This is a genomic window from Paenibacillus alkaliterrae, assembly GCF_021532375.1.
Taxonomy (GTDB): domain Bacteria; phylum Bacillota; class Bacilli; order Paenibacillales; family Paenibacillaceae; genus Pristimantibacillus; species Pristimantibacillus alkaliterrae.
Window position 1 is genome coordinate 1 of sequence record NZ_JAKGAP010000007.1, and the last position, 22,166, is coordinate 22,166.

The following is a 22,166-nucleotide window of genomic DNA, read 5'->3' on the forward strand; positions in this document are numbered from 1 at the left end:
CACTGCGTAAACTAGGGAACCGCCGTATACCGAACGGTACGTACGGTGGTGTGGGAGGTCGGCTACTCAAATAATGAGTAGCCTCCTACCCGATTTGGGTTATGAGGAAAAAGCTTCTTGCTGCAAGAGATTAATGAAACATTTTTAATTTTTGCACGTAGTAGGGTACAATACATGAAAAAGAGGAGGGCCTTCTTGCACATGAACCGATGGCGAAGAAGATTGTTCGGAGCACCAATGCTGCTGGCTGCATTGTTGCTCGTGACAATTGCAGGATTGTTAGGTGCTCCGTCGGAGCCCGCGAAAGCTACGGCCAATATAGGTCCAGCTGTCTATATTGTACCGGTGAAGCAAACGGTTGAATCAGGGCTTCAATCATTTTTGGAACGCGCTTTTAAGGAAGCAAAAGAAGCAAATGCAGAGCATGTCGTGCTCGTCATTAATACGCTCGGCGGACGAGTGGACAGTGCGGAACGGATTGGTCATCTTGTCCGGTCAAGCGGCATTCCGACGACCGCATTCGTAGAAGGGAAAGCTGTTTCGGCTGGAACGTATATTGCATTAAATGCCGGCAAGATTGTGATGCAGCCAGGCAGCACGATCGGCGCGGCAGCGGTTGTCGACGGCTCGGGTACGCTAATCGATAATCCCAAAACGGTTTCCTTCTGGGTGAAGCAAATGATGGAGGCTGCAGCTTTGAACGGACGGGACGATCAAATTGCCGCAGCAATGGTCGATCCGAAGGTCTCCTTAACGCTGCAGGATAAGATTGGCCGTGATAAGAAGGTTGGTGATATACTTACGTTATCCGCGAGTGAAGCGGAAAAAGTCGGATATTCGGACCATACTGCCAATACCGTAGATGAAGTTATTGCATGGCTTGGTTTGGAAGAGCGCGAACGGGTGGAGCTCAATCCGTCGCCTGCTGAGGCTGTTGCTAGGTGGCTGATTAACCCTGTCGTAGCAACGGTGCTTCTTATTCTCGGCATAGCAGGCGTAGCCATAGAGCTGCTTGTTCCGGGCTTCGGCGCTCCGGGAATTGTAGGAATACTGTCGTTTGGCTTATATTTCTTCGGTCACTATATCGCAGGATTCGCCGGAATGGAATCCGTCGTGCTGTTTGTACTCGGGATCGCTCTTCTTATCGTTGAGGTATTCGTCCCTAGCTTCGGCATATTGGGGATTCTTGGAAGCATTTCGTTAATTACGGGAGTGGTCATAGCGGCGCCTAACCCGATGACTGCTTTCATTTCGATTGTAATTGCGTTCGTCGCAGCGGTCTTCATTATCGTGTTCGCCGCCAGAAAGTATAAAAACCGCGGCATATGGAATAAGTTTATCCTTCGCGAGAAGCTGACGACGGAGCAAGGTTATTTGTCTGCGGATGTAAAGGACTCGCTGCTTGGCCAAGAGGGTTTAACTATAACGCCGTTAAGGCCTGCCGGCACAGTCCGAATCGGAGACAGCAGGATCGATGTCGTAACCTCCGGCGAGTTCGTAGATGCGAACAGGGCCGTAAAAGTAGTTAAAGCTGAAGGCACATGGGTAGTTGTGAAAGAAGTAGTAAAATAGGTGCAGGTCATTACAAAATATGGAGGTTATCTTACATGGATCCATTAATATCGGTTTTAATTTTAGTAGTCGTAGCTATCGTCGTTTTGTCAATATTTCTAAGCTTTTTCCCAATCATGCTGTGGATTTCCGCATTGGCTTCAGGTGTAAGGGTAGGTATCATTACACTCGTAGCGATGCGGTTGCGTCGAGTGGTCCCAAGCAGAATCGTTAATCCATTGATTAAAGCAACAAAAGCAGGGCTCGGTCTTAACATTAATCAGCTCGAAAGCCATTTCCTCGCAGGCGGTAACGTTGACCGCGTTGTGAATGCGCTGATTGCCGCTCAACGGGCGAACATTCCGCTTATATTCGAGCGTGCCGCAGCAATCGACCTTGCCGGTCGCGACGTGCTCCAGGCGGTACAAATGAGCGTTAATCCCCGCGTTATAGAAACACCGACCGTTGCGGCAGTTGCGAAAGACGGTATTGAAGTTAAAGTAAAAGCCCGCGTAACGGTTAGAGCGAATATCGACCGCCTTGTCGGGGGCGCCGGTGAAGAAACGATCATTGCCCGCGTCGGTGAAGGCATCGTAACGACTGTTGGATCCGCGAACTCCCATAAGGACGTGTTAGAAAATCCGGATATGATTTCGCGAACCGTTCTCGGTAAAGGGCTCGATGCCGGAACGGCATTTGAAATTTTATCGATCGATATTGCGGACGTTGATGTAGGCAAGAACATCGGTGCACATTTGCAAACCGAGCAAGCGGAGGCAGATAAGAAAATTGCCCAAGCCAAAGCAGAGGAACGCCGTGCAATGGCCGTTGCTCAAGAGCAAGAGAATAAAGCGAAGGTTGTAGAGATGAAAGCACGGGTTGTAGAATCCGAGTCTCAGGTGCCACTTGCCATGGCAGAAGCGCTCAAGAGCGGAAAAATCGGAGTAATGGACTACATGAGCCTGAAAAATATTGAAGCAGACACACAAATGCGAAGCTCTATCGGCAAGCCGGATGACTCCGCTGATAACAAAGAAGGTCGTTAATGCAAGCGTTCATTCAAGGGGAAATCGTTAGGCGCCGCCGAGCCTTGGAGGTGAAGGCATGATGAGAATTATTGAGTTTTTGTTAAATAACATCTTCATTGTAGTTATCATTTTTGGAGCTTTGGCTTCGTTATTCGGCAAAGCGGGTTCGAAGAAGAAACCAAGTCAAATGCCGAACTTCGGCGGGGGAGGATTGCCTCGCATTCCATCGCCGATGACGGATGAAAGGACGCATAGGGAAGAAAGGCCTCTGCAAGAACGCACAGATGTGCAGCCGCTCTATCGAAGCGCGAGTGAGCAGGAGCGTCAGCAAGCAAAGATGAGCGGGCCTTTAGCGGGCTCCCAAGAGGTCGGAAATGCTTACAGCACTTCACAAGCGGCCTCGCGCGAACGCTCGCCGCAAATAGTCGTCGCAGCGAATGTAACGAAGGAGGCACAGGGAGCTAGTGCCGCGCCCGTCAACAAAAGCTTCAGTGCAACCGCTGTACAAGCAAATGATCTGCGGCGAGCGGTGGTGTGGGCCGAGATTTTAGGACCGCCGCGCTCCAAAAGACCTTATCGCAGATAATAAACGAACCGTCGAAGCATCCAGCCTCGGCGGTTTTTGTTTTTTCGTCAAACTCGGCTGCATGTCCGCTACATTAATCTCATATTTAGCCGACAGTTTGCATATTTTGGTATAGTACATGAAAAATCTCATGCATTCGCTTACGAAGTAGGTTTGCTCCGCAAACCTTTAAGGAGGCAATGATTCGTCCATGCGTCGTATAAAAAGAAAATTTCGGAAAGTAACCGCTGAGCTATTGGATATGCCGCATGACGTCGTATATGATTTGCCGCGCTTAACGATGATAGGAGATCGACAATTATATATCGAAAATCACCGGGGAGTCGTACATTTTTCAAGCGAGCGTCTGCGACTTGCCTTAAGTAAGGGACAGCTGGAAGTAACGGGCAGCGATCTCGTCATCCGCACGATATGGACGGAGGAAGTATTTGTCGAAGGCCTCATTGAAAACATAAAATTTTTTCCTTGAATTCGCTTTTTCAAAAATAGCATTCATCTTTAGATTTTATGGGAGGGGAACCGTTTGAGCGTACAGGGCAGCACACAATGGTTGAAGGGGATCGTTACCGTTCAGATTCGCGGGGGACAACCTGAACAGCTTGTTAATCAGGCTCTTTCCGGCGGGCTTGAGCTGTCTTCCATCAGGTGGACAAGCAAAGGCTTGCTCGAATTCGAGCTGTCGGTTAGTGACTTTTTCCGGCTTCGCGCATACTTAAAGGAGACAGGCTGCCGTTCGCATGTGAGCAAACGGAAGGGCTTGCCTTTTTGGCTGGCGAAGGCCGAGCGGCGGAAGCTGTTTGCGGGCGGACTCGTCTTGTTTATTGCGCTTATTTTCATGCTTTCTTCACTTGTGTGGAGTGTCGAGGTTGAGGGGAACGTAAAACTCTCGGAGGAACAGATTCGCGAGGCAGCCAGGCAAGAGGGGCTCTACCCTATGCAATGGTCATTCCGGCTGGCGAATGCCGATGTGCTCTCCAAACAGCTTGTTCAGAAGCTCCCAGGCTCTTCATGGATCGGAGTGGAGAAGAAAGGGACAAAAGTCATCATTCAAGTTGTCGAGCAAACGATACCGGAACAGAGCCCCCTGCAAAATCCGCGGGACTTTGTCGCATCCGCCGATGCGGTAGTCACGGAGATTATTGCCGAGGCGGGCAGGCCTGTCGTCAAGAAGAACATGAGGGTCAAGAAGGGCGATACGCTTATCTCGGGAACAATCGGCGGAGAGGAATATTCGCGAACGGTCGTTGCGAAAGGGAAAGTGAGAGGGCTTGTATGGTATGAATTTGACATAGCAGCACCGCTGGTCCAGCATGTAAAAGTGTACACGGGCGAGAAGAAAACGAAGTGGTACGCTGTTATAGGTTCCAGGACTCTACAAGTTAGCGGGTACGGAGACCATCCATATGCGGCTTCGGAAACGATCCGACATGAGGAACAGGCGGCTTGGCGCAAATGGGCATTGCCGATCGGGCGAATGAAAGAGACGATTATGGAGATGAGAGTAGAGGATCGAACGTTAACGGAAGCCGAGGCGAAGAGTGTCGGCATTTTGCAGGCCAAAGCGGATGTGCTTATAAAAGCAGGCTCTGATTCCATCATCAGGAATGAAATTGTTTTGCATGAAAAGGCGGAGAATGGTAAAGTTTATATGAAAGTTCTTTTTGAGGTCGAGCAATCAATCGTTAAGGAAATGCCACTAGTCCAGATGCAAGGAGATTGAGAATTGTTGCAAATAGAGACGAAAGTAATTAAGATACCGCTCGGCAACGCAGTGGAAGGATTGGCTGTATTCGGACCGCAGGACAAGTACTTGCGCCAAGTACAGGAGCAGGTAGAAGCCTCAATTACGTCGCGTGACGCGGAGATCGTCATTTCGGGCCCGGCGGAGGAGGTTGAATCACTGGAGCAGCTCTATACCGTGCTGCTGCAGCTCGTTCGAGGGGGGTATACACCATCGGAGAGGGATGTATTTTACGCGCTTGAATTGGCAAGGTCTATGCAGGCCGAGGAGTTGCTAGACTTATTTAAAAAGGAAATTACGACGACCTTTCGCGGCAAGCCCATCCGTGTAAAGACGATTGGTCAGCGTCATTATGTGAAGACAATCCGCAAGCGGGATATCGTTTTCGGGATAGGGCCTGCCGGAACAGGCAAAACCTATCTAGCTGTCGTTCTCGCGGTGGCTGCTTTGAAAGAAGGCTCGATCAAACGGATCGTCCTTACGAGGCCGGCGGTCGAAGCGGGCGAGAACTTAGGCTTCCTGCCGGGTGACCTTCAGGAAAAAGTAGATCCATATTTGCGCCCGTTATACGATGCGCTGCATGACGTGCTTGGGCCCGAGCAAACGGTTAAGGCGATCGAACGCGGCATGATCGAAATCGCTCCGCTTGCTTATATGCGCGGACGTACACTGGACGATGCCTTTATTATTTTGGATGAAGCACAAAATACGACGCCCGAGCAAATGAAAATGTTTCTAACAAGACTCGGCTTCGGTTCGAAAATGGTTATTACGGGTGACGTCACGCAGATCGACTTGCCTCGAGGAAAAAACTCGGGTCTAATCGAAGCGCAGCGCATTTTAAAGGATATTGAGGAAATTGGTATCATTCTTTTCTCTGAACAGGATGTCGTTCGACATTCTTTAGTTCAGAAGATTATTGTGGCCTATAATTGGGATGCTGATAACAAAGCCTAGAGAGGAATGTCTGCTGCATGAACCAAAATCAGACCGGAAAACAGGGGAGCTTGCGGCCATCTAAGACGGCGGGTTGGAAGCATAGTGCAGCCGTTCGATGGGCGCTGATGTTTATGTTTGTGCTGCTGTTCTATTTCAGTTTAGCACCGCATGTAGTACCCGAAACGTACGATATTGAAGAGGGCGCCGTAAGCGAAAAAGACATTAAGGCGCCCTTCCAAATTAAAGACGACAAGGCGACGAGGCAAGCGGAGGAGGAGGCGGCCGAGAAGATCGATTTCATATATTCAATCGTTCCTCTTCGCAACGAAACGCTTGTCGACCAGATATTTGTGCGAATTGAGCAGCTGAATTTGGATGATCAAGTGACCGTACAAAATAAAATCGATATATACCGCAATGAAATTCCGGGCAGGTATTCTGAATATATCGATAATTTCGTTAAAGTTAACAAGGGCACGGGCACGTATAATGATGCGCTCCTGGAGGAAATGGCTATCATTGCGAAGGAGCAGCAATACACCATACCCGAAGAAACGTTTTACAAAATGCCGAACCTTACATCCGAAACGTTGACGGAAATGCGAAGCGTCGCGCGCGATATTGTTCGAAAGCTGACAGGCGAGCAGCTTCGTGAAGCGGAAACGGCAAGGACCCAAGTTGCCGAGCTCGTTAATGCAAGCTCGCTTTCGAGCCGGACAAGCCGTGAAATCGTACAGGAGCTGGCGAGGTTCGCCATTTCACCAAACAAATTTTTGGACAAGACAGCTACCGATGAGGCGAAGGAGCAGGCGAAGCAAAATACGCCTCCTGTCATCATCAAGGAAGGCGAATTGATCGTGAAGCGCGGCCAAACGATCACTCCTGACTTGTACAAGCTGTTAGCCGATTCCTCTTTGCTGCAAGATAAACAGAACTACTGGCCGCAGCTTGGACTGTTGATTATGTCGATTATGTTTATTGTTGTGCTGTATGCATATTTGCATCAATCAGGCAGCATTAACGGCTTAAAGCCAAAATATAACAACGCTTCACTCCTTATGCTATGGTTGATCTTTCTTATTAACATCATTACCATACAAATTATATCCCTGACGCAGACCGATGCTGCTCCCTATGCCGGATATCTTGCGCCAGCCGCGCTGGGAGCCATGCTTATCACCTTGCTGCTCGATATGCATCTAGCCATGATCAGCTCTATATTATTCGCGATTATGGGCAGTATTATATTAAATACAGGCCAGCATCAAATATTTGATTTTCAATATGGCTTTGTCATTATCGTCGTTTCAATTGCCGCGATCTTCTCCATACATCGGGCAAGTCAGCGATCCACCATACTCAAAGCAGGCATCATGGTCAGCTTATTCGGATCTTTGTCGGTCTTAACGATTTTGCTGCTATCTGAACAGCTTGAGCGAGTGTCCTTTATTTATTCGATTGCCTTCGCCTTTGCAAGCGGTTTGGTTACCGCGGTGCTGGTCATCGGGTTAATGCCGTTTTTTGAAGTGACGTTCGGCATCTTGTCTGCCCTGAAGCTCGTGGAGCTGTCCAATCCGAACCATCCGCTTCTGCGCAAACTGCTTACGGAAACGCCGGGAACCTATCACCATAGCGTGATGGTAGGAAATTTATCTGAAGCAGCGGCTGAAGCAATTGGAGCGGACGGGCTGCTTTGCCGGGTAGGCTCGTTTTACCATGATATCGGGAAGACGAAGCGGCCGAATTATTTTATCGAAAATCAGACAAACATCGAGAATCCGCATGATACGATTGATCCGAAGCTTAGCAAATCCATTATTGTCGCCCATGCAAGGGATGGTGTGGATATGCTTCGGGGGCATAATATACCTAAGCCGATCCGCGACATTGCAGAGCAGCATCACGGCACAACGTCGCTTAAGTTCTTTTATTACAAAGCGATTAAGCAACTGGAGGAGCAGGGTGTAGAGCCAACGTTTACGGAGGATGATTTCCGCTATCCCGGCCCGAAAGCCCAATCGAAGGAGGCTGCCGTCGTCGGAATCGCCGATTGCGTGGAAGCAGCGGTACGAAGCCTGCGGAATCCAACCGTAGAGCAGGTAGAAGCGATGATTAACAAGATCATCAAGTACAGGCTCGACGATAATCAATATAATGAATGCGATTTGACATTGAAGGAACTTGATAAAATTGCGCAATCGCTTAAAGAAAGCGTTATAGGTATCTTCCACTCACGCATTGAATACCCGGAAGATGTAAAAACAAAGGAGCGTATGGGATGAGCATACAATTGGATTGGAGCAATGAACAACAAAAGATGGAAATTCCGGATAGCTGGATAGTGAAGCTGGAACAATTGCTGCAATTAGCCGCTGAGGCGGAGGGCGTTACGGAAGGCGAGGTATCGCTGACATTTACGGACGATGAGGAAATTCATCAGCTAAACCGTGAATATCGCGGCATCGATAGGCCAACCGACGTATTATCATTTGCCATGCAGGAAGACGGTACGGAAGAGCTTGATATCATTTTTGAGGTGGAGAGCGAGAACGAATCCGATCCTATATCCGGCATGCTCGGAGACATCATCATTTCCGTGGAGACAGCGGCGGCACAAAGCGAAGAATACGGACATTCTTTAGAACGTGAAATAGGTTTTTTGTTTGTTCACGGCTTTTTACATTTGATTGGTTATGATCATCAGGACGATGCTGCTGAGGCGGAAATGACCGCAAAGCAGGAAGCCATCCTGCAGCAAGCGGGTCTTTCTCGTTAATGCGAAAACTTTTTCGCAGCTATTTAGTTGCATTGTCAGGCATAAGCTTTGCAATACGAACACAAGGACATATGCGTATTCACTTATTTGCGGCAATAGTTGCTTGCGGTTTAGGATGGTATGTGGCACTTAAACCATTGGAATGGGCGATTCTATTGCTGACAATTGCCGTTGTCCTCAGCGCGGAAATGATAAACACCGCTGTTGAACAAGCGGTAAATCTTGCAAGTCCGGACATTCATCCTGTCGCAAAGATAGCGAAGGATGTCGCTGCCGGTGCGGTTTTGATTGCGGCAACCATCTCTGCTGTTATTGGGCTGCTCATTATTGGGCCGCCCTTCTGGCATTTATTGTTCAAATGAGCCTGATTGAATTTGGGGGATCGTGAAATGGTGTTTGATGGTTTATCAGAGCCTTATACAAAGCTGCTATCCGCAGCAAGAGATGCAATGCCGAATGCGTATGTTCCCTATTCGAATTTTCAGGTAGGAGCCGCGTTGCTTGATGATGAAGGTCATATCCACCATGGTTGCAATGTAGAGAATGCCGCATACGGCCCTACGAATTGCGCTGAACGCACTGCGTTGTTTCGCGCGATTGCAGACGGAAAGCGAGCAGGACAGTTTAAGGCTATCGCGGTAATTGGCGACACGAAAGGTCCTATAGCGCCTTGCGGTATTTGCAGACAGGTCTTAGTTGAGCTTTGTGCACCTGATATGCCTGTTGTTATGGGAAATTTAAACGGACAGTGGACGATTTCGACCGTGTCCGATATATTGCCGGGAGCTTTTACTCCGGCATCATTAGATAATGGGGAGCGTTAATTAAAGGATGAGCAAAACAACATCGAAGGAACGCGATAATAAAAAATTTAAATCGGGCTTCGTAGCTATTATTGGCAGACCGAATGTCGGAAAATCAACGTTGATGAATCATTTGATTGGTCAGAAGATTGCCATTATGTCAGACAAGCCCCAAACGACACGAAACAAAATACACGGCGTTTACACAACAAACGATACACAGATCGTATTTTTGGATACGCCCGGTATTCATAAGCCGCAGTCGAAGCTTGGCAATTACATGATGCAAACGGCAGAAAGCGCCCTAAAGGAAGTGGAGGCCGCGTTGTTTTTGATCGATGCGTCTGAAGGCCTCGGTGGCGGCGACCGCTTTATAATCGAACAGCTAAAGAAGGTCAAAACACCCGTTTTCCTTGTTATGAACAAAATCGATAAGGTGGAGCCGGAGCAATTGCTGCCCATGATTACACAATATAACGAACTGCATGAATTTGCGGAAATTATTCCGATTTCTGCGCTTAAAGGCAATAATATCGAAACGCTGCTCGAGCAAATTTCCCGTTATTTGCCAGAAGGTCCGCAATACTACCCCGCTGATCAAATTACGGATCATCCTGAGCAATTCGTATGCTCGGAGCTTATTCGCGAGAAAATATTGCATATGACCCGCGATGAAATTCCGCATTCCATTGCGGTCACGATAGAAGATATGCGCGTAAAGGAAAACGGAGTTGTGTATATTGGAGCGGTCATCTTCGTCGAAAGGGACTCCCAGAAAGGGATCATAATCGGCAAAAAAGGGGAGCTGCTGAAGGAAGTCGGCAAGCAGGCCCGCAAGGATATCGAGGCATTGCTTGGCTCCCGCATTTTTCTGGAGCTTTGGGTCAAGGTTAAGAAGGATTGGCGTAATCAAGAGCGCGTGCTGAAGGATCTTGGCTTTCGACATGATTGAACCTATTTGACGAATTTTGTTAAGGATAGATGACGGTCGATTATCACATCCTAATAACGTCTGAAGCAGCATTTCAGGGGGACGAAAGGGATGAATACGAATGCGAGATTTTTCGTGGAAGTATTTTACGTTGACCGGGGATGTCGAATCCTTCATGCTTTACAAGGAGATGAATCAGTTTGGAGCGGAGGGTCCTGCTGATTCAATAGCTGGAGCCGAAGACGAGTTTGAAAAGATGGAATTGGAAGCTGAATCAAACTAACGGTTCCAATGAATTTATCGTATAGGCTGATTATCGAAAGAACGTTTAAAGAATATAAGCAAGCATAGCTTTTGATCGTATACTTGGCTTATATGTCGTCGCGCAGCGGAAGCGCGCCTCCATGGGAAGGCATGCTTCCGCTTTCGCGTTCAGGGGAGAGTTTGCGTTATGTTGTATCGTGTCGAAGGTATTGTTATTCGGAGCATGGATTATGGGGAAAACAACAAAATTGTAACGCTGCTTACAAAGACAAACGGCAAGGCAGGCGTACTTATACGCGGAGCAAAAAAAGTAAAAAGTAAGCACTCATCGCTTGCGCAGCCATTTACATACGGAGAGTTCGTTTATTTTCGAAGCAATGGTCTGGGAACGCTTAATCATGGTGAGATTATAGAATCTCACCATCTTTTGCGTGAACAGCTGGATATGGCAGCCTATGCGTCGTATGCGGTCGAGCTTACGGATCGCTCCTTACAGGACGAAGAGGCGACAGGTTTTCATTTTGAACAGTTAAATGCCTGCCTATCGGCACTTGAGCAAGGTAAGGATGCACAAATAGTCATTCATTTGTACGAGATGCGTATTCTGGATTTATCCGGCTATGCGCCAGAGCTTGAGGAATGTGTAAGCTGTGGCAATAGGTTGGGCCCTTTTAAATTATCGCCGCATGCAGGCGGTATTTTATGCTCTCGATGTTCAGGCAAGGATTCGAGTGCCATACCGCTGGGAGAAGGGGCGTATAAACTGCTCCGGTTATTTCGCATGATGGATATGCGAAGGCTGGGCAACATTCAAGTAAAGCTAGAAACGAAAGAGCAGTTAAAGGTGTGCATGCGCAAGCTGATTGATACTCATTTGGGGTTCCAGTTAAAGTCGCGCAGCTTTCTGGATCAGCTGGATAAGCTATTATAGGCAAACGGTTTGACATTTGGCATAAAAAAGCATAAAATAGTGCATTATGAATATGGGGCAGTGATGGAGAAAGTAATCGTTCGATGTCGTCTGAAATAGCGAGCCGGGAATAGTGAGAGCCTGGACGGACACGACGAAGAAAAGGCACTCCGGAGTCGTAATAAACTAAGAGGGTATACTCCAGAAGAGTAAACCAAGTAGGGTGGAACCGCGGGATAATAACTCTCGTCCCTACGTCTGGCAGCAGGCGTAGAGACGGGAGTTTTTTTGCATATCTGCCTTCGCTGATCCAGAAATAGTCCGCAAGCGGACATAAAACAGAGGAAGAAGGAGAGGATCGATTATGAATTTTCAAGGAATGATTTTGACGCTGCAGAAATTTTGGGCCGAACAAAACTGCATTCTGGTTCAGCCCTATGATGTAGAGAAAGGTGCGGGAACGATGAACCCTATGACGTTCCTGAGGTCAATCGGGCCTGAGCCTTGGAATGTTGCGTACGTGGAGCCGTCTCGTCGTCCTGCTGATGGCCGTTATGGCGAAAATCCTAACCGTCTATATCAGCATCATCAGTTTCAGGTCATTTTGAAGCCTTCACCGGACAATATTCAAGAGCTATATTTGGAGAGCCTGAAGCAGCTCGGAATCGATGCGAATGACCATGATATTCGCTTTGTTGAGGATAACTGGGAATCACCGACTCTAGGCGCATGGGGCTTAGGCTGGGAGGTGTGGCTGGATGGCATGGAAATTACGCAGTTTACTTATTTCCAGCAGGTTGGCGGTATCGATGCTAATCCTGTTGCCGTTGAAATTACCTATGGCATGGAGCGGCTTGCTTCTTATATTCAACAAAAAGAAAATGTGTTCGATCTGGAATGGGTGGATGGCGTAACGTATGGTGATGTCTTCAAGCAGCCCGAATATGAGCATTCGAAATATACGTTTGAAACGTCTGATTCGGCTATGCTGTTCACCTTGTTCAACATGTATGAGGAAGAAGCGAAAAAAACGATGGATCATAACCTCGTATTTCCTGCCTACGACTATGTGTTGAAATGTTCGCATACGTTCAATTTGCTTGATGCGCGCGGAGCAATCAGCGTGACGGAGAGAACGGGCTATATAACGAGGGTAAGGAATTTGGCACGTGCCTGCGCATCAACTTACTACGAGGAAAGGGAACGTCTTGGATTCCCGCTGCTGAACAAAGGAGTGAAGCAAAATGACTAGAGATTTGCTGCTGGAAATCGGTCTGGAGGAAGTGCCGGCAAGGTTTGTGCGCGGAGCAATGAACCAGCTGAAGGAAAAAACGGTTAAATGGCTATCCGATTCCCGCATTGAGCACGGCGGTGTGGATGCGTTCGCAACTCCGCGCCGACTCGCTGTGCTAGTGCGCGATGTGGCTGAGAAGCAGACTGATATGAACGAGGAGGCAAAGGGTCCAGCTCGAAAAATCGCTCAGGATGAGCAAGAAAATTGGAGTAAAGCGGCGCTTGGATTTGCGCGCAGTCAAGGCGTTGAGACAGATCAGTTGTATTTCCAAGAGTTGTCTGGCGTAGAGTACGTCTATGCAAAGAAAAACAGCATTGGAGCGGATACGACAAGCCTATTGCCAGAGGGACTGCTCTCCATCATTACTTCAATGTCTTTTCCAAAAAATATGCGATGGGGAACCCATGAGCTTCGTTTCGTAAGACCCATTCGCTGGCTTGTCGCGCTGTTTGGCAAAGAGGTTATTCCTTTTGAGATAACGAATGTAAAGACAAGCAACGTTTCTCGCGGTCACCGTTTCCTTGGCAGCGACGCAACGGTGCATGAACCGTCCCATTACATTGAGCGTCTGCGCGAGCAGCATGTCATTGTTGACGTAAGCGAACGCGAACAGCTAATCATCACTCAGATTAAGGAGTTGGTGAAGGAAAAGGGCTGGGAAATTGCGGTCAAGGAAGACTTGCTTGAAGAAGTGCTGTTCTTGGTTGAATATCCTAACGTATTGTTTGGCGGCTTTGAACCTGAATTCCTTCACATTCCGCAAGAAGTGCTCATTACCTCAATGCGCGAGCATCAGCGGTATTTCCCGGTGTTTAACGGGGAGGGCCAGCTTCAACCTTACTTCGTAACGGTACGGAACGGCGATCTTAAATCGATCGAGCTTGTTGCGAAAGGAAATGAGAAAGTGCTTCGGGCAAGACTTTCCGACGCGAAATTTTTCTATGAAGAGGATCATAAGCTAACGATTGAGCATGCGCTTTCGAAGCTTGAGAATATCGTTTATCACGAAGAGCTTGGTTCAGTTGCGGACAAAGTGAGACGCATCCGCGAAACGGCGGATTTGATTAGCAAGCATTTGCTTATTGATGGGCAGACTGCTCAGGATATTAGCCGTGCAGCGGATATTTGCAAATTCGATCTTGTATCGCAAATGGTATATGAGTTCCCTGAGCTTCAGGGAATTATGGGCGAGGATTATGCCCGCAAAGCGGGCGAGCGCGAAGCTGTGGCGAGAGCCATTAACGAACACTATCAGCCACGCTTTGCCGGCGACTTGGCTCCTTCCGATTCGACAGGAACAATCGTAAGCCTAGCGGATAAAATAGATACAATTGTCGGATGTTTCTCGATTGGCATTATTCCGACGGGCTCACAGGATCCATATGCGCTTAGAAGACAAGCTGCAGGCATCGTGCAAATCATTTTGGCACATGGCTTGAGGCTGCAATTGCACGATTTATATGATGCTGCATTGGCGGTTCATGAGAACCGCGGTTTGAAACGGAATGCAACGGATATTCGCAAGGATCTCTCGGATTTCTTTGCTCTTCGCGTGAAAAACGTGCTTTCCGAGCAGGGCGTACGCTACGACGTCATCGATGCGGTAATGGCTTTCGGATTTGCTGATTTGCGCTCCACGATCGAGCGCGCAGCAGTTGTTCAACTGCTTGCGGCCGGCGAGGATCGAGCGGAGTTTAAGCTTACGGTCGAGCAATTTAACCGCGTTAGCAATCTGGCGTCGAAGGCGACCAGTAACACGGTTGATCCTTCCCTGTTCGCAGAACAAGTGGAAACGGACCTGTATGAGCAATGGCTGGCGCAGCGTCCAACGTTCCTAACCGCAATCGAGCAAGGAGATATCACAAAAGCGGTACAATCCTTAACATCTTTGAAGCCTTTTATTCATACGTATTTTGAAAAAGTTATGGTCATGTCGCCGGATGAGGCAATTCGCGCGAACCGGTTGTCAACGCTTGCAAGCATTGCGGAAGATATCGCGATTGTCGCCGATTTCTCGAAGCTGGTTTGGTAGTCGAGCGAAAAAACGCTCATAGCTGATCTTCTTAACATTATGCGTCAGGGGGAAGATAGATGATGGCTAGCGCAATTCCAGAAGTAATTGTATTTGTCGTATCCGATGCCGCCGGAGATACGGGAGAGCTTGTCGTTCGTGCGGCAATCGCTCAGTTTCATCCGATAAATGCGGATATCCGAAGGGCGCCTTTTATTACGGATGAGGCAGGCTTGCAGCGCATTGCGCTGCAAGCGAAGCAAGCGGATGCGATTGTGCTGTATACATTAGTTATTCCGCAGCTTCGTGACAGCATGCGCAGGCTTTCCGAAGCTAACGGCATCGTGGCCATAGACCTGTTGGGGTCATTTATAGAGACGCTGGAATTGCGTACCGGTCGTAAATCAAGGCAAGAGCCTGGGCTTAATCATGTGCTTGATGCGGATTACTTCCGGAAGGTGGAAGCCGTCGAGTTTGCCGTTAAGTATGATGATGCGCGTGATACGTCCGGTGTTTTAAAGGCTGATATCGTGCTTGTCGGCGTGTCTCGGACCTCCAAAACTCCCTTGTCCATGTATCTTGCACACCAAAAATATAAGGTTGCTAACGTGCCGCTTGTTCCCGAGCTGAAACCGCCGGACGAGCTGTTTAAGCTACCGAAGCGCAAGGTGATCGGACTTACGATAGGTGTACCCTATTTGAATACGATACGCAAAGAGCGGTTAAAGGCGCTAGGTTTGCCTAACAATGCCTCCTATGCAACGACGGACCGAATTGAAAAGGAGCTTCAATATGCCGATACAATAATGAAGCAGCTCGGATGCGTTGTTATCGATGTTTCACACCGCGCCGTCGAGGAGACGGCAAGCTTAATTATGGAATATGTGCGGATGCCATAAGTACGTAAGGCAGGATTTTTTATAGTTTTGCCGTATATAATAGTACAGGTTAACAATTTGAATACGAGCGGTGATTCATTATTCGGATAGAGCAGCCAACCATTGTTGTCGATGCGGATGCATGCCCGGTAAAAGCGGAAATAGCAGAAGCTGCAAGATTGTTCGCGGTGCGCGTGCTAATGGTCGCGTCTCATGATCATCGTTTGCTGCCGCAAGAGGGAGTGGAAGTCGTTCAGGTGGATCGGTGCAATCAATCGGTTGATCTGTACATTGTGAACCATATAGTACGCGGAGATATTGTTATCACCCAAGATTTTGGTTTGGCATGTATAGCGATCGGTAAAGGTGCTCTCGTGCTGTCTCCGCGAGGCGAGCAATACACGGATGAAAACATCGATTATTTGATGGAACGAAGGCATGAGTTGGCTAAGCGGCGTCGAACCGGCGGTAAAACAAGAGGCCCAAAAGCCATGAACCAAGCAGATCGCGATCGTTTTCAACAAAAGTTGACAAAAGTTTTGCGAAATGAGCAGGAGAACCATGACGCATAGCGAATATTATTTACGTGTTACTAGGATGAAGGTGATGAACGATGACATACGGTAATAAAATACCGGAAGAGGTCATAGAGGCGGTACGTAAGCATCATGACATCGTAGAGACGGTCGGGAAATACGTTCATCTCACGAAGCACGGCAAATATATGAAGGGGTTATGTCCGTTCCATTCGGAGAAAACACCTTCGTTTACGGTTACGCCGGAACTCCAAATTTACCATTGCTACGGCTGCGGCAAAGGCGGTAATGTCATACGTTTTGTCGAAGAAATGGAAGGCTACACCTTTCCTGAAGCTGTACGGATGCTCGCAGAGGATGCAGGAATGCCCATTACGTGGGCTTCGCCTGACGGTAGTAAACCTACTCCTCATGATGCAGACCGGACAAAGATCATTGAAGCTCATGAGTTAACAATTAAGCTGTATCACCACGTGTTAAACAACACGAAGCAGGGGCAAGCAGCAAAGCAGTATTTGCGGGAACGCGGATTGAGCGATAAGCTGATCGATCATTTTATGATTGGCTATGCCCCTGAAGAATGGGATGTACTGGCAAGATTTTTAACGAAACGCGGATATGAGCTTGCATTAATGGAGAAAGGCGGATTGTTATCGGCTAAGTCGGACGGGAGCGGGTACGTGGATCGGTTTCGCAATCGCATTATGTTTCCAATTTGGGATCGAGACGGCAAAGCTGCCGCGTTTGCGGGTCGCATTATAGGCGAAGGACAGCCGAAATACTTGAATACCTCGGAGACGATGTTGTTTACGAAGAGCAAGACACTATACAACTTGCATTATGCGAGACCGGCTATCCGAAAAAGCAAGCAAGTTGTATTGTTTGAAGGCTACATGGATGTGATCAAATCTTGGAGTGCCGGCGTGAAAAACGGCATCGCAACGATGGGCACCGCCTTAACCGATGAGCATTGCGCCATTCTGAGGCGGCAAGCAGAAGAAGTCATCGTATGCTACGACGGTGATGACGCTGGACAAGCAGCCGCTTTCAAATCGATTCCGATGCTAGAGAACGCAGGTCTCAAAGTATCGGTAGCGATGCTTCCGAAGGGCAAGGATCCCGACGATTATATAAGTGAATACGGTCCGGAGGCATTCCTGCGGGAAACGATGGATCAGCCGGTATCGGTTACAAAATTTAAGCTTATATATTCTAGGAAAAACCATATACTGCTAAAAGAAGAAGGCAGGAAAAATTACCTGCTTGAAGCGGTAGAAACGATTGCGGAGCTTGATTCATCAACAGAACGCGAAGTCTACCTGAAGGAATTGTCCCGAGAGTTCGAAATCACACTTGACTCCTTGAAGCAGGACTGTTTTCAAAAGCGGCAAGAGCTTCAAAAAAAGAAGCCGCAAGGGGATAATAACGACAATTCGTGGAATAATGGTAGGAATGAAAAGCCCCGAAAGTCTGGTCCTCCTGCTCTTCGGCCTGCATACACTTATGCGGAGCGCAGATTGCTGCATGTTATGATGCGTGACAGAGATGTAGCGCAAGCGGTTCATGAACGTCTGGGCGATGCGTTTAATGTAGAGGATCATGCAGCGCTTGCCGCTTATTTATACGCTTATTATGCACAAGGCTATGATCCGGATGCCAGTCGATTTATTGCAACGCTGCATGATGACCGTTTAGAACGTACTGCCGCATCCATCTTGATGATGGACAGCGACTTTCCGTTTGATGAAACAACAATGGAAGCTTATATCCAGGATATTATAAAGGTTCCGCAGTTTCGGGATATTGAGCAGAGGAAAGAAGAAATGGTGCGTGCCGAGCGCGCTGGTGATGCTTTGTTGGCAGCACAATTAGGTCTTGAGATTATAACCCTAGAGAGACAGCTTAAAGCGAGACTGGACGATCGGATCTAGGGGGGAGGGAGTTGGAATATGGCGAATGATCAACATACTGAGCTAGATACGGAACAAAAGCTGGATCATGTAAAGGATCAATTGATCGAGCAGGGCAAAAAGAGGTCATCCTTAACGTATAAAGAAATTATGGAGAAATTGTCTCCGTTCGATCAGGATCCCGAACAAATTGACGAATTTTTTGAGCAGCTCGATGATTTTGGGATTGAGGTTCTGAACGAGAATGACGAAGAAAATCCGCTTGCCGCACAAGGGGAAGAGCAAGAGCGCGAGCAGGATGACTTTAATTTCGATGATGATTTGGCTTTGCCGCCAGGCATCAAAATTAACGATCCGGTAAGAATGTATTTAAAAGAAATCGGCAGGGTTCCGCTTCTTTCCGCGGATGATGAGATTGAGCTTGCTCAACGAATCGAGAATGGCGATGAAGAAGCTAAGCGGAGACTTGCGGAAGCGAATCTGCGTCTAGTGGTCAGCATCGCGAAACGATATGTCGGCAGAGGGATGCTGTTTCTCGACCTGATTCAAGAAGGGAACATGGGTCTTATTAAAGCCGTCGAGAAGTTTGATCATCAGAAGGGCTTTAAATTCAGTACGTATGCGACATGGTGGATTCGTCAAGCTATCACACGGGCGATTGCCGATCAAGCCCGAACGATTCGGATTCCGGTTCATATGGTGGAAACCATTAATAAGCTGATTCGCGTATCGCGCCAATTGCTGCAGGAGCTGGGACGTGAACCGACTCCGGAAGAGATAGCAGCGGAGATGGAGCTCAGCACCGAAAAGGTTCGCGAAATTATGAAAATTGCACAAGAGCCGGTATCGCTGGAGACGCCAATTGGAGAAGAGGATGATTCCCACCTCGGCGATTTCATTGAAGACCAAGAAGCGTTGGCACCGGCAGATGCTGCCGCGTATGAATTGCTTAAGGAACAACTCGAGGATGTACTCGATACGTTAACGGAGAGAGAAGAAAATGTGCTTCGCCTTCGCTTCGGGCTTGATGACGGACGCACAAGAACGCTAGAGGAAGTTGGCAAGGTATTCGGCGTTACGCGCGAGCGGATTCGTCAAATCGAGGCCAAGGCGCTTCGCAAGCTTCGTCATCCCAGCCGCAGCAAACGTTTGAAGGATTTTCTCGAATAAAAAGTTAGGAACATACATTGACCTTTCTGCTCCTGCAGCGAGGTCTTTTTTCTAAATATGAGATCGGATATTAGTCGAGACCGGAAGGACAACGGGTTATTATGAATCAGGACCGCCGAAATATTATCGTAAAGGAAATTGAACATTGGCGCCGAAGCAAGCTGCTGCCGGATCAATATTGTGATTTTCTGTTAAATTTATATGATGATCAAGATACGCACCGCATACCAAACGAGCAGCATGGTACAGTTGGCAAAGCCATAGCTGCAGTTCAGCGGGCAACCGGGATGCAATGGCTTCTTACTTTTGGAACTTTTACCTTAATCTCCTTTGTTGTGCTTTATTTTAACGAATTTCACTCATTATTGCAAATGGCTGTAATAGTGGGAGGAGCGGCCGTTTTTTTATGGATTGGCGGTCGTCTGCGCAGTAGGAATGAGGCTGCCGGAATGTCTTTGATCAGTACGGGAATGCTCCTTCTGTTAGGCGGGGGATTGTATATGCTGAATCTGCATAATTTAGAATATTGGGGCTGGAAAACGGGATTACTTGCTTTATGCTCGCTTTTTTGGGTCATTTATGGAATAGCTGCCCGCATACCTGTTCTGCACTTATGCGGCTGGTTAGCGGCAATATTGGTTTATGCATGGCTGTTATCTCAATATATGCTTGATTCCTATTGGTACGAAATACAACTATACTGGCTGCCGCTTGCTTGTTTATTCGGTTGGAGCAGCTGGTTCGTTCATCGTTGGGCCAAGTCTGTCTCCGCCGTATTGTTCTTGACTTGTGCCATCGTTTGGTTTATGCCTGAATTATATACAGCGATGTTTGATGATGTTGCGATTTGGCTTCAACTTCAGCTGCTGATTAAAATTGGAATCGGCGGAGGATTATTATTTTCAATGCGAAAACAATGGATGGTGTGGGTTGTATAATGTTAAAACTATCGAAACGTCTGCAAGGGATTGCAGATTACGTAAGTCCCGGATCCAAAATAGCCGATATCGGCTCGGATCATGCGATGCTGCCCGTTTATTTGCTGCAGATCGATAAATGCCCTGCCGCCATTGCGGGCGAGCTGAACGCCGGACCTTACGAGGCGGCAAAAAAACAAGGCGCCGATGCAGGATTGTCCAATCGATTGACGGTTCGTCAAGGCGATGGCTTGCAGGTATTACAGCCTGGGGAAGCTGATACCGTAACCATAGCGGGTATGGGCGGAAGTCTTATGAGCGAGATTTTGGAGGCGGGACATGCTGCAGGGAAGCTTGAGGGAGTAAAGGAGCTTGTTCTACAGCCAAATGTAGGCGAAGAAATTGTGCGTGAATGGCTTCTGGAGCATGGCTGGTATTTAGAAGCGGAGTCCATTCTTGAGGAAGACGGGAAGATCTATGAAATCATGCATGCCGTGAGGATATCCGAGGCCGATATTAGAAATGCGAATCTGTATGAGGGGGAATTTTTGCCGGCAGTCCTGCCGAATGAAACGAAAATCAAGCTGCTAAAGAAAATGGGTCCTCATTTGCTTCGCAATCCTAAGCCTGTTCTGTATAAGAAGTGGCGACATGAGCTGAATAAGCTCGAAAGAATTTGTGATCAGTTAGCCGGCTCAGATTTGGCGGAATCGGCACATAAACAAGCGCTGTTCCGTGCAGAGATAAAAGCAGTTGAGGAGGTTTTGCAATGTTTGCCCATGGCCAAACCGTAATTCAGATCATGGAGCAGCTGGCTCCAAAGCATTACGCGGTTGAGAATGATAAAATCGGTCTGCAGCTAGGCACGTTAAATAAGCCGATAAAGAAGCTGCTGGTCGCACTGGATGTGACAGATTCCGTCGTTAATGAAGCGATAAAGCAAGGTGTTGAACTCATTATCGCTCACCATGCGATTATATACCGTCCCCTTGCGAAGCTGGATACTTCGACAGCCGCCGGACAACTTTATGAGAAGCTTATCAAGCATGATATAGCCGTATATATTTCGCATACGAACTTAGACGTAGCTGACGGCGGGATGAATGATTGGCTCGCGGATCTGGTCGGAATCGTACCGGAAGAACGTCAATGTCTAGAAGAAGTACATACTGATAAATTGTATAAGCTAGTCGTGTTCGTACCCGAAAGTCACCATGAACAGGTTTTAGAAGCTGTATGGCGCTCGGGAGCCGGGGAAGTTGGCAACTATACCAATTGCAGCTTCAACATGAAAGGAACCGGAACTTTTATACCGGGTCAAGGAACCGATCCGTTTGTCGGCACGCAAGGCAAGCTTGAGAAAGCGGATGAGATTCGAATCGAAACGATCGTTCCCTACAGCGTTCATCGCAAAACGGTGCAGGCGTTGTTAAAGGCGCATCCTTATGAGGAGGTCGCCTATGATTTATATCCGGTTGATTTGAAGGGACGCTCGTTCGGTCTCGGACGCTCCGGCAAGCTGGCAGAGCCTGTTAGCTTAGGAGAGCTTGCTGAGCAAGTGAAACGAATTTTCGAAGTTCCAGCTGTTCGGGTCGTAGGTCCGCTGGACCGGGTTGTGCGCAAAGCAGCGGTACTGGGAGGCGCCGGGGCAAAATATGTGAGGCATGCGATTTTCGCCGGAGCGGATGTCCTAATTACGGGCGATATCGATTATCATACCGCTCACGACGCTTTAGCAGCCGGTATGACGATCATTGATCCCGGTCATAACATGGAGAAGGTTATGAAGCAGCGCGTCGCAGATTGGATGAACGAGCGTCTCCAGGGAAGTAAATATGAAACGACAGCAGTTGCCTCTGTTATGAATACGGAGCCGTTCACGTTCATCTAACTGGAAATCGTTTCACTGGAATTCGTTTCA

Annotated in this window: 22 protein-coding genes; all 22 read left to right on the forward strand. The window is 48.0% G+C overall.

Features of this window, described 5'->3' with window-relative positions; all coding sequences use genetic code 11:
- Window positions 1-201: 201 nt before the first annotated feature.
- Window positions 202-1,572 carry an NfeD family protein gene (locus L1N85_RS03195; RefSeq protein ID WP_235234736.1) on the forward strand — a complete coding sequence of 457 codons (1,371 nt, stop codon included), beginning with the start codon at window positions 202-204 and terminating at the stop codon, window positions 1,570-1,572.
- Window positions 1,573-1,607: 35 nt separating this feature from the next.
- Window positions 1,608-2,597, forward strand: coding sequence for a flotillin-like protein FloA (gene floA, locus L1N85_RS03200; protein WP_235234737.1), 990 nt, complete (start codon window positions 1,608-1,610; stop codon window positions 2,595-2,597).
- Between the two features lie 58 nt (window positions 2,598-2,655).
- On the forward strand, window positions 2,656-3,165 hold the full coding sequence (locus tag L1N85_RS03205; RefSeq protein ID WP_235234738.1) for a hypothetical protein: 510 nt from the start codon (window positions 2,656-2,658) through the stop codon (window positions 3,163-3,165).
- A 190-nt stretch (window positions 3,166-3,355) separates the two neighbouring features.
- A complete protein-coding gene (yqfC, locus tag L1N85_RS03210; RefSeq protein WP_235234739.1) occupies window positions 3,356-3,634 on the forward strand; it encodes a sporulation protein YqfC in 279 nt (92 codons plus the stop codon).
- Between the two features lie 54 nt (window positions 3,635-3,688).
- The gene (yqfD, locus tag L1N85_RS03215; protein WP_235234740.1) at window positions 3,689-4,885 is read left to right on the forward strand and encodes a sporulation protein YqfD; all 1,197 of its coding nucleotides are present in this window, start codon (window positions 3,689-3,691) and stop codon (window positions 4,883-4,885) included.
- 6 nt (window positions 4,886-4,891) lie between these two features.
- The gene (locus tag L1N85_RS03220) at window positions 4,892-5,863 is read left to right on the forward strand and encodes a PhoH family protein (protein WP_235235298.1); all 972 of its coding nucleotides are present in this window, start codon (window positions 4,892-4,894) and stop codon (window positions 5,861-5,863) included.
- A 17-nt stretch (window positions 5,864-5,880) separates the two neighbouring features.
- On the forward strand, window positions 5,881-8,127 hold the full coding sequence (locus L1N85_RS03225) for an HD family phosphohydrolase (RefSeq protein ID WP_235234741.1): 2,247 nt from the start codon (window positions 5,881-5,883) through the stop codon (window positions 8,125-8,127).
- A complete protein-coding gene (ybeY, locus tag L1N85_RS03230; RefSeq protein WP_235234742.1) occupies window positions 8,124-8,621 on the forward strand; it encodes an rRNA maturation RNase YbeY in 498 nt (165 codons plus the stop codon). Before L1N85_RS03225 ends, ybeY begins: the two co-directional genes overlap by 4 nt.
- Window positions 8,621-8,983 (forward strand): diacylglycerol kinase family protein, encoded by a 363-nt coding sequence (locus tag L1N85_RS03235; protein ID WP_235234743.1) that lies wholly within the window; start codon window positions 8,621-8,623, stop codon window positions 8,981-8,983. The genes ybeY and L1N85_RS03235 overlap by 1 nt, the downstream gene beginning before the upstream one ends.
- A gap of 27 nt (window positions 8,984-9,010) precedes the next feature.
- Window positions 9,011-9,445: a cytidine deaminase gene (locus L1N85_RS03240; RefSeq protein WP_268818127.1), complete on the forward strand. Its 435-nt coding sequence runs from the start codon at window positions 9,011-9,013 to the stop codon at window positions 9,443-9,445.
- Window positions 9,446-9,452: 7 nt separating this feature from the next.
- Window positions 9,453-10,376: a GTPase Era gene (gene era / locus L1N85_RS03245; RefSeq protein ID WP_235234744.1), complete on the forward strand. Its 924-nt coding sequence runs from the start codon at window positions 9,453-9,455 to the stop codon at window positions 10,374-10,376.
- Between the two features lie 100 nt (window positions 10,377-10,476).
- Entirely contained in the window at window positions 10,477-10,638 is a 162-nt protein-coding gene (locus L1N85_RS03250) for a YqzL family protein (protein WP_235234745.1), read from the forward strand.
- Between the two features lie 168 nt (window positions 10,639-10,806).
- Entirely contained in the window at window positions 10,807-11,550 is a 744-nt protein-coding gene (recO, locus tag L1N85_RS03255) for a DNA repair protein RecO (protein ID WP_235234746.1), read from the forward strand.
- Between the two features lie 343 nt (window positions 11,551-11,893).
- A complete protein-coding gene (gene glyQ / locus L1N85_RS03260; RefSeq protein WP_235234747.1) occupies window positions 11,894-12,781 on the forward strand; it encodes a glycine--tRNA ligase subunit alpha in 888 nt (295 codons plus the stop codon).
- Window positions 12,774-14,855, forward strand: coding sequence for a glycine--tRNA ligase subunit beta (glyS, locus tag L1N85_RS03265; RefSeq protein ID WP_235234748.1), 2,082 nt, complete (start codon window positions 12,774-12,776; stop codon window positions 14,853-14,855). Before glyQ ends, glyS begins: the two co-directional genes overlap by 8 nt.
- Before the next feature lie 62 nt (window positions 14,856-14,917).
- The gene (locus L1N85_RS03270) at window positions 14,918-15,733 is read left to right on the forward strand and encodes a pyruvate, water dikinase regulatory protein (RefSeq protein ID WP_407946316.1); all 816 of its coding nucleotides are present in this window, start codon (window positions 14,918-14,920) and stop codon (window positions 15,731-15,733) included.
- Window positions 15,734-15,813: 80 nt separating this feature from the next.
- Window positions 15,814-16,284, forward strand: coding sequence for a YaiI/YqxD family protein (locus tag L1N85_RS03275; RefSeq protein ID WP_235235302.1), 471 nt, complete (start codon window positions 15,814-15,816; stop codon window positions 16,282-16,284).
- Between the two features lie 41 nt (window positions 16,285-16,325).
- Window positions 16,326-18,179 carry a DNA primase gene (gene dnaG, locus L1N85_RS03280; RefSeq protein ID WP_235234750.1) on the forward strand — a complete coding sequence of 618 codons (1,854 nt, stop codon included), beginning with the start codon at window positions 16,326-16,328 and terminating at the stop codon, window positions 18,177-18,179.
- A gap of 18 nt (window positions 18,180-18,197) precedes the next feature.
- Entirely contained in the window at window positions 18,198-19,328 is a 1,131-nt protein-coding gene (rpoD, locus tag L1N85_RS03285; RefSeq protein ID WP_235234751.1) for an RNA polymerase sigma factor RpoD, read from the forward strand.
- Between the two features lie 101 nt (window positions 19,329-19,429).
- Window positions 19,430-20,266 (forward strand): hypothetical protein, encoded by an 837-nt coding sequence (locus L1N85_RS03290; RefSeq protein ID WP_235234752.1) that lies wholly within the window; start codon window positions 19,430-19,432, stop codon window positions 20,264-20,266.
- A complete protein-coding gene (locus L1N85_RS03295; protein WP_235234753.1) occupies window positions 20,266-21,039 on the forward strand; it encodes a tRNA (adenine(22)-N(1))-methyltransferase in 774 nt (257 codons plus the stop codon). Before L1N85_RS03290 ends, L1N85_RS03295 begins: the two co-directional genes overlap by 1 nt.
- Window positions 21,015-22,136 carry a Nif3-like dinuclear metal center hexameric protein gene (locus L1N85_RS03300; RefSeq protein WP_235234754.1) on the forward strand — a complete coding sequence of 374 codons (1,122 nt, stop codon included), beginning with the start codon at window positions 21,015-21,017 and terminating at the stop codon, window positions 22,134-22,136. The genes L1N85_RS03295 and L1N85_RS03300 overlap by 25 nt, the downstream gene beginning before the upstream one ends.
- The last annotated feature ends 30 nt before the right edge of the window (window positions 22,137-22,166 follow it).

Coding starts and splice junctions, on each gene's coding strand:
- L1N85_RS03205 (WP_235234738.1), top strand. CDS start 2,656: ATGATGAGAATTATTGAGTTTTTGTTAAATAACATCTTCATTGTAGTT.
- rpoD (WP_235234751.1), top strand. CDS start 18,198: ATGGCGAATGATCAACATACTGAGCTAGATACGGAACAAAAGCTGGAT.
- L1N85_RS03295 (WP_235234753.1), top strand. CDS start 20,266: ATGTTAAAACTATCGAAACGTCTGCAAGGGATTGCAGATTACGTAAGT.
- glyS (WP_235234748.1), top strand. CDS start 12,774: ATGACTAGAGATTTGCTGCTGGAAATCGGTCTGGAGGAAGTGCCGGCA.
- floA (WP_235234737.1), top strand. CDS start 1,608: ATGGATCCATTAATATCGGTTTTAATTTTAGTAGTCGTAGCTATCGTC.
- L1N85_RS03300 (WP_235234754.1), top strand. CDS start 21,015: ATGTTTGCCCATGGCCAAACCGTAATTCAGATCATGGAGCAGCTGGCT.
- glyQ (WP_235234747.1), top strand. CDS start 11,894: ATGAATTTTCAAGGAATGATTTTGACGCTGCAGAAATTTTGGGCCGAA.
- L1N85_RS03240 (WP_268818127.1), top strand. CDS start 9,011: ATGGTGTTTGATGGTTTATCAGAGCCTTATACAAAGCTGCTATCCGCA.
- yqfC (WP_235234739.1), top strand. CDS start 3,356: ATGCGTCGTATAAAAAGAAAATTTCGGAAAGTAACCGCTGAGCTATTG.
- L1N85_RS03270 (WP_407946316.1), top strand. CDS start 14,918: ATGGCTAGCGCAATTCCAGAAGTAATTGTATTTGTCGTATCCGATGCC.
- dnaG (WP_235234750.1), top strand. CDS start 16,326: ATGACATACGGTAATAAAATACCGGAAGAGGTCATAGAGGCGGTACGT.
- L1N85_RS03195 (WP_235234736.1), top strand. CDS start 202: ATGAACCGATGGCGAAGAAGATTGTTCGGAGCACCAATGCTGCTGGCT.
- L1N85_RS03250 (WP_235234745.1), top strand. CDS start 10,477: ATGCGAGATTTTTCGTGGAAGTATTTTACGTTGACCGGGGATGTCGAA.
- L1N85_RS03225 (WP_235234741.1), top strand. CDS start 5,881: ATGAACCAAAATCAGACCGGAAAACAGGGGAGCTTGCGGCCATCTAAG.
- era (WP_235234744.1), top strand. CDS start 9,453: ATGAGCAAAACAACATCGAAGGAACGCGATAATAAAAAATTTAAATCG.
- L1N85_RS03290 (WP_235234752.1), top strand. CDS start 19,430: ATGAATCAGGACCGCCGAAATATTATCGTAAAGGAAATTGAACATTGG.
- recO (WP_235234746.1), top strand. CDS start 10,807: ATGTTGTATCGTGTCGAAGGTATTGTTATTCGGAGCATGGATTATGGG.
- L1N85_RS03235 (WP_235234743.1), top strand. CDS start 8,621: ATGCGAAAACTTTTTCGCAGCTATTTAGTTGCATTGTCAGGCATAAGC.
- ybeY (WP_235234742.1), top strand. CDS start 8,124: ATGAGCATACAATTGGATTGGAGCAATGAACAACAAAAGATGGAAATT.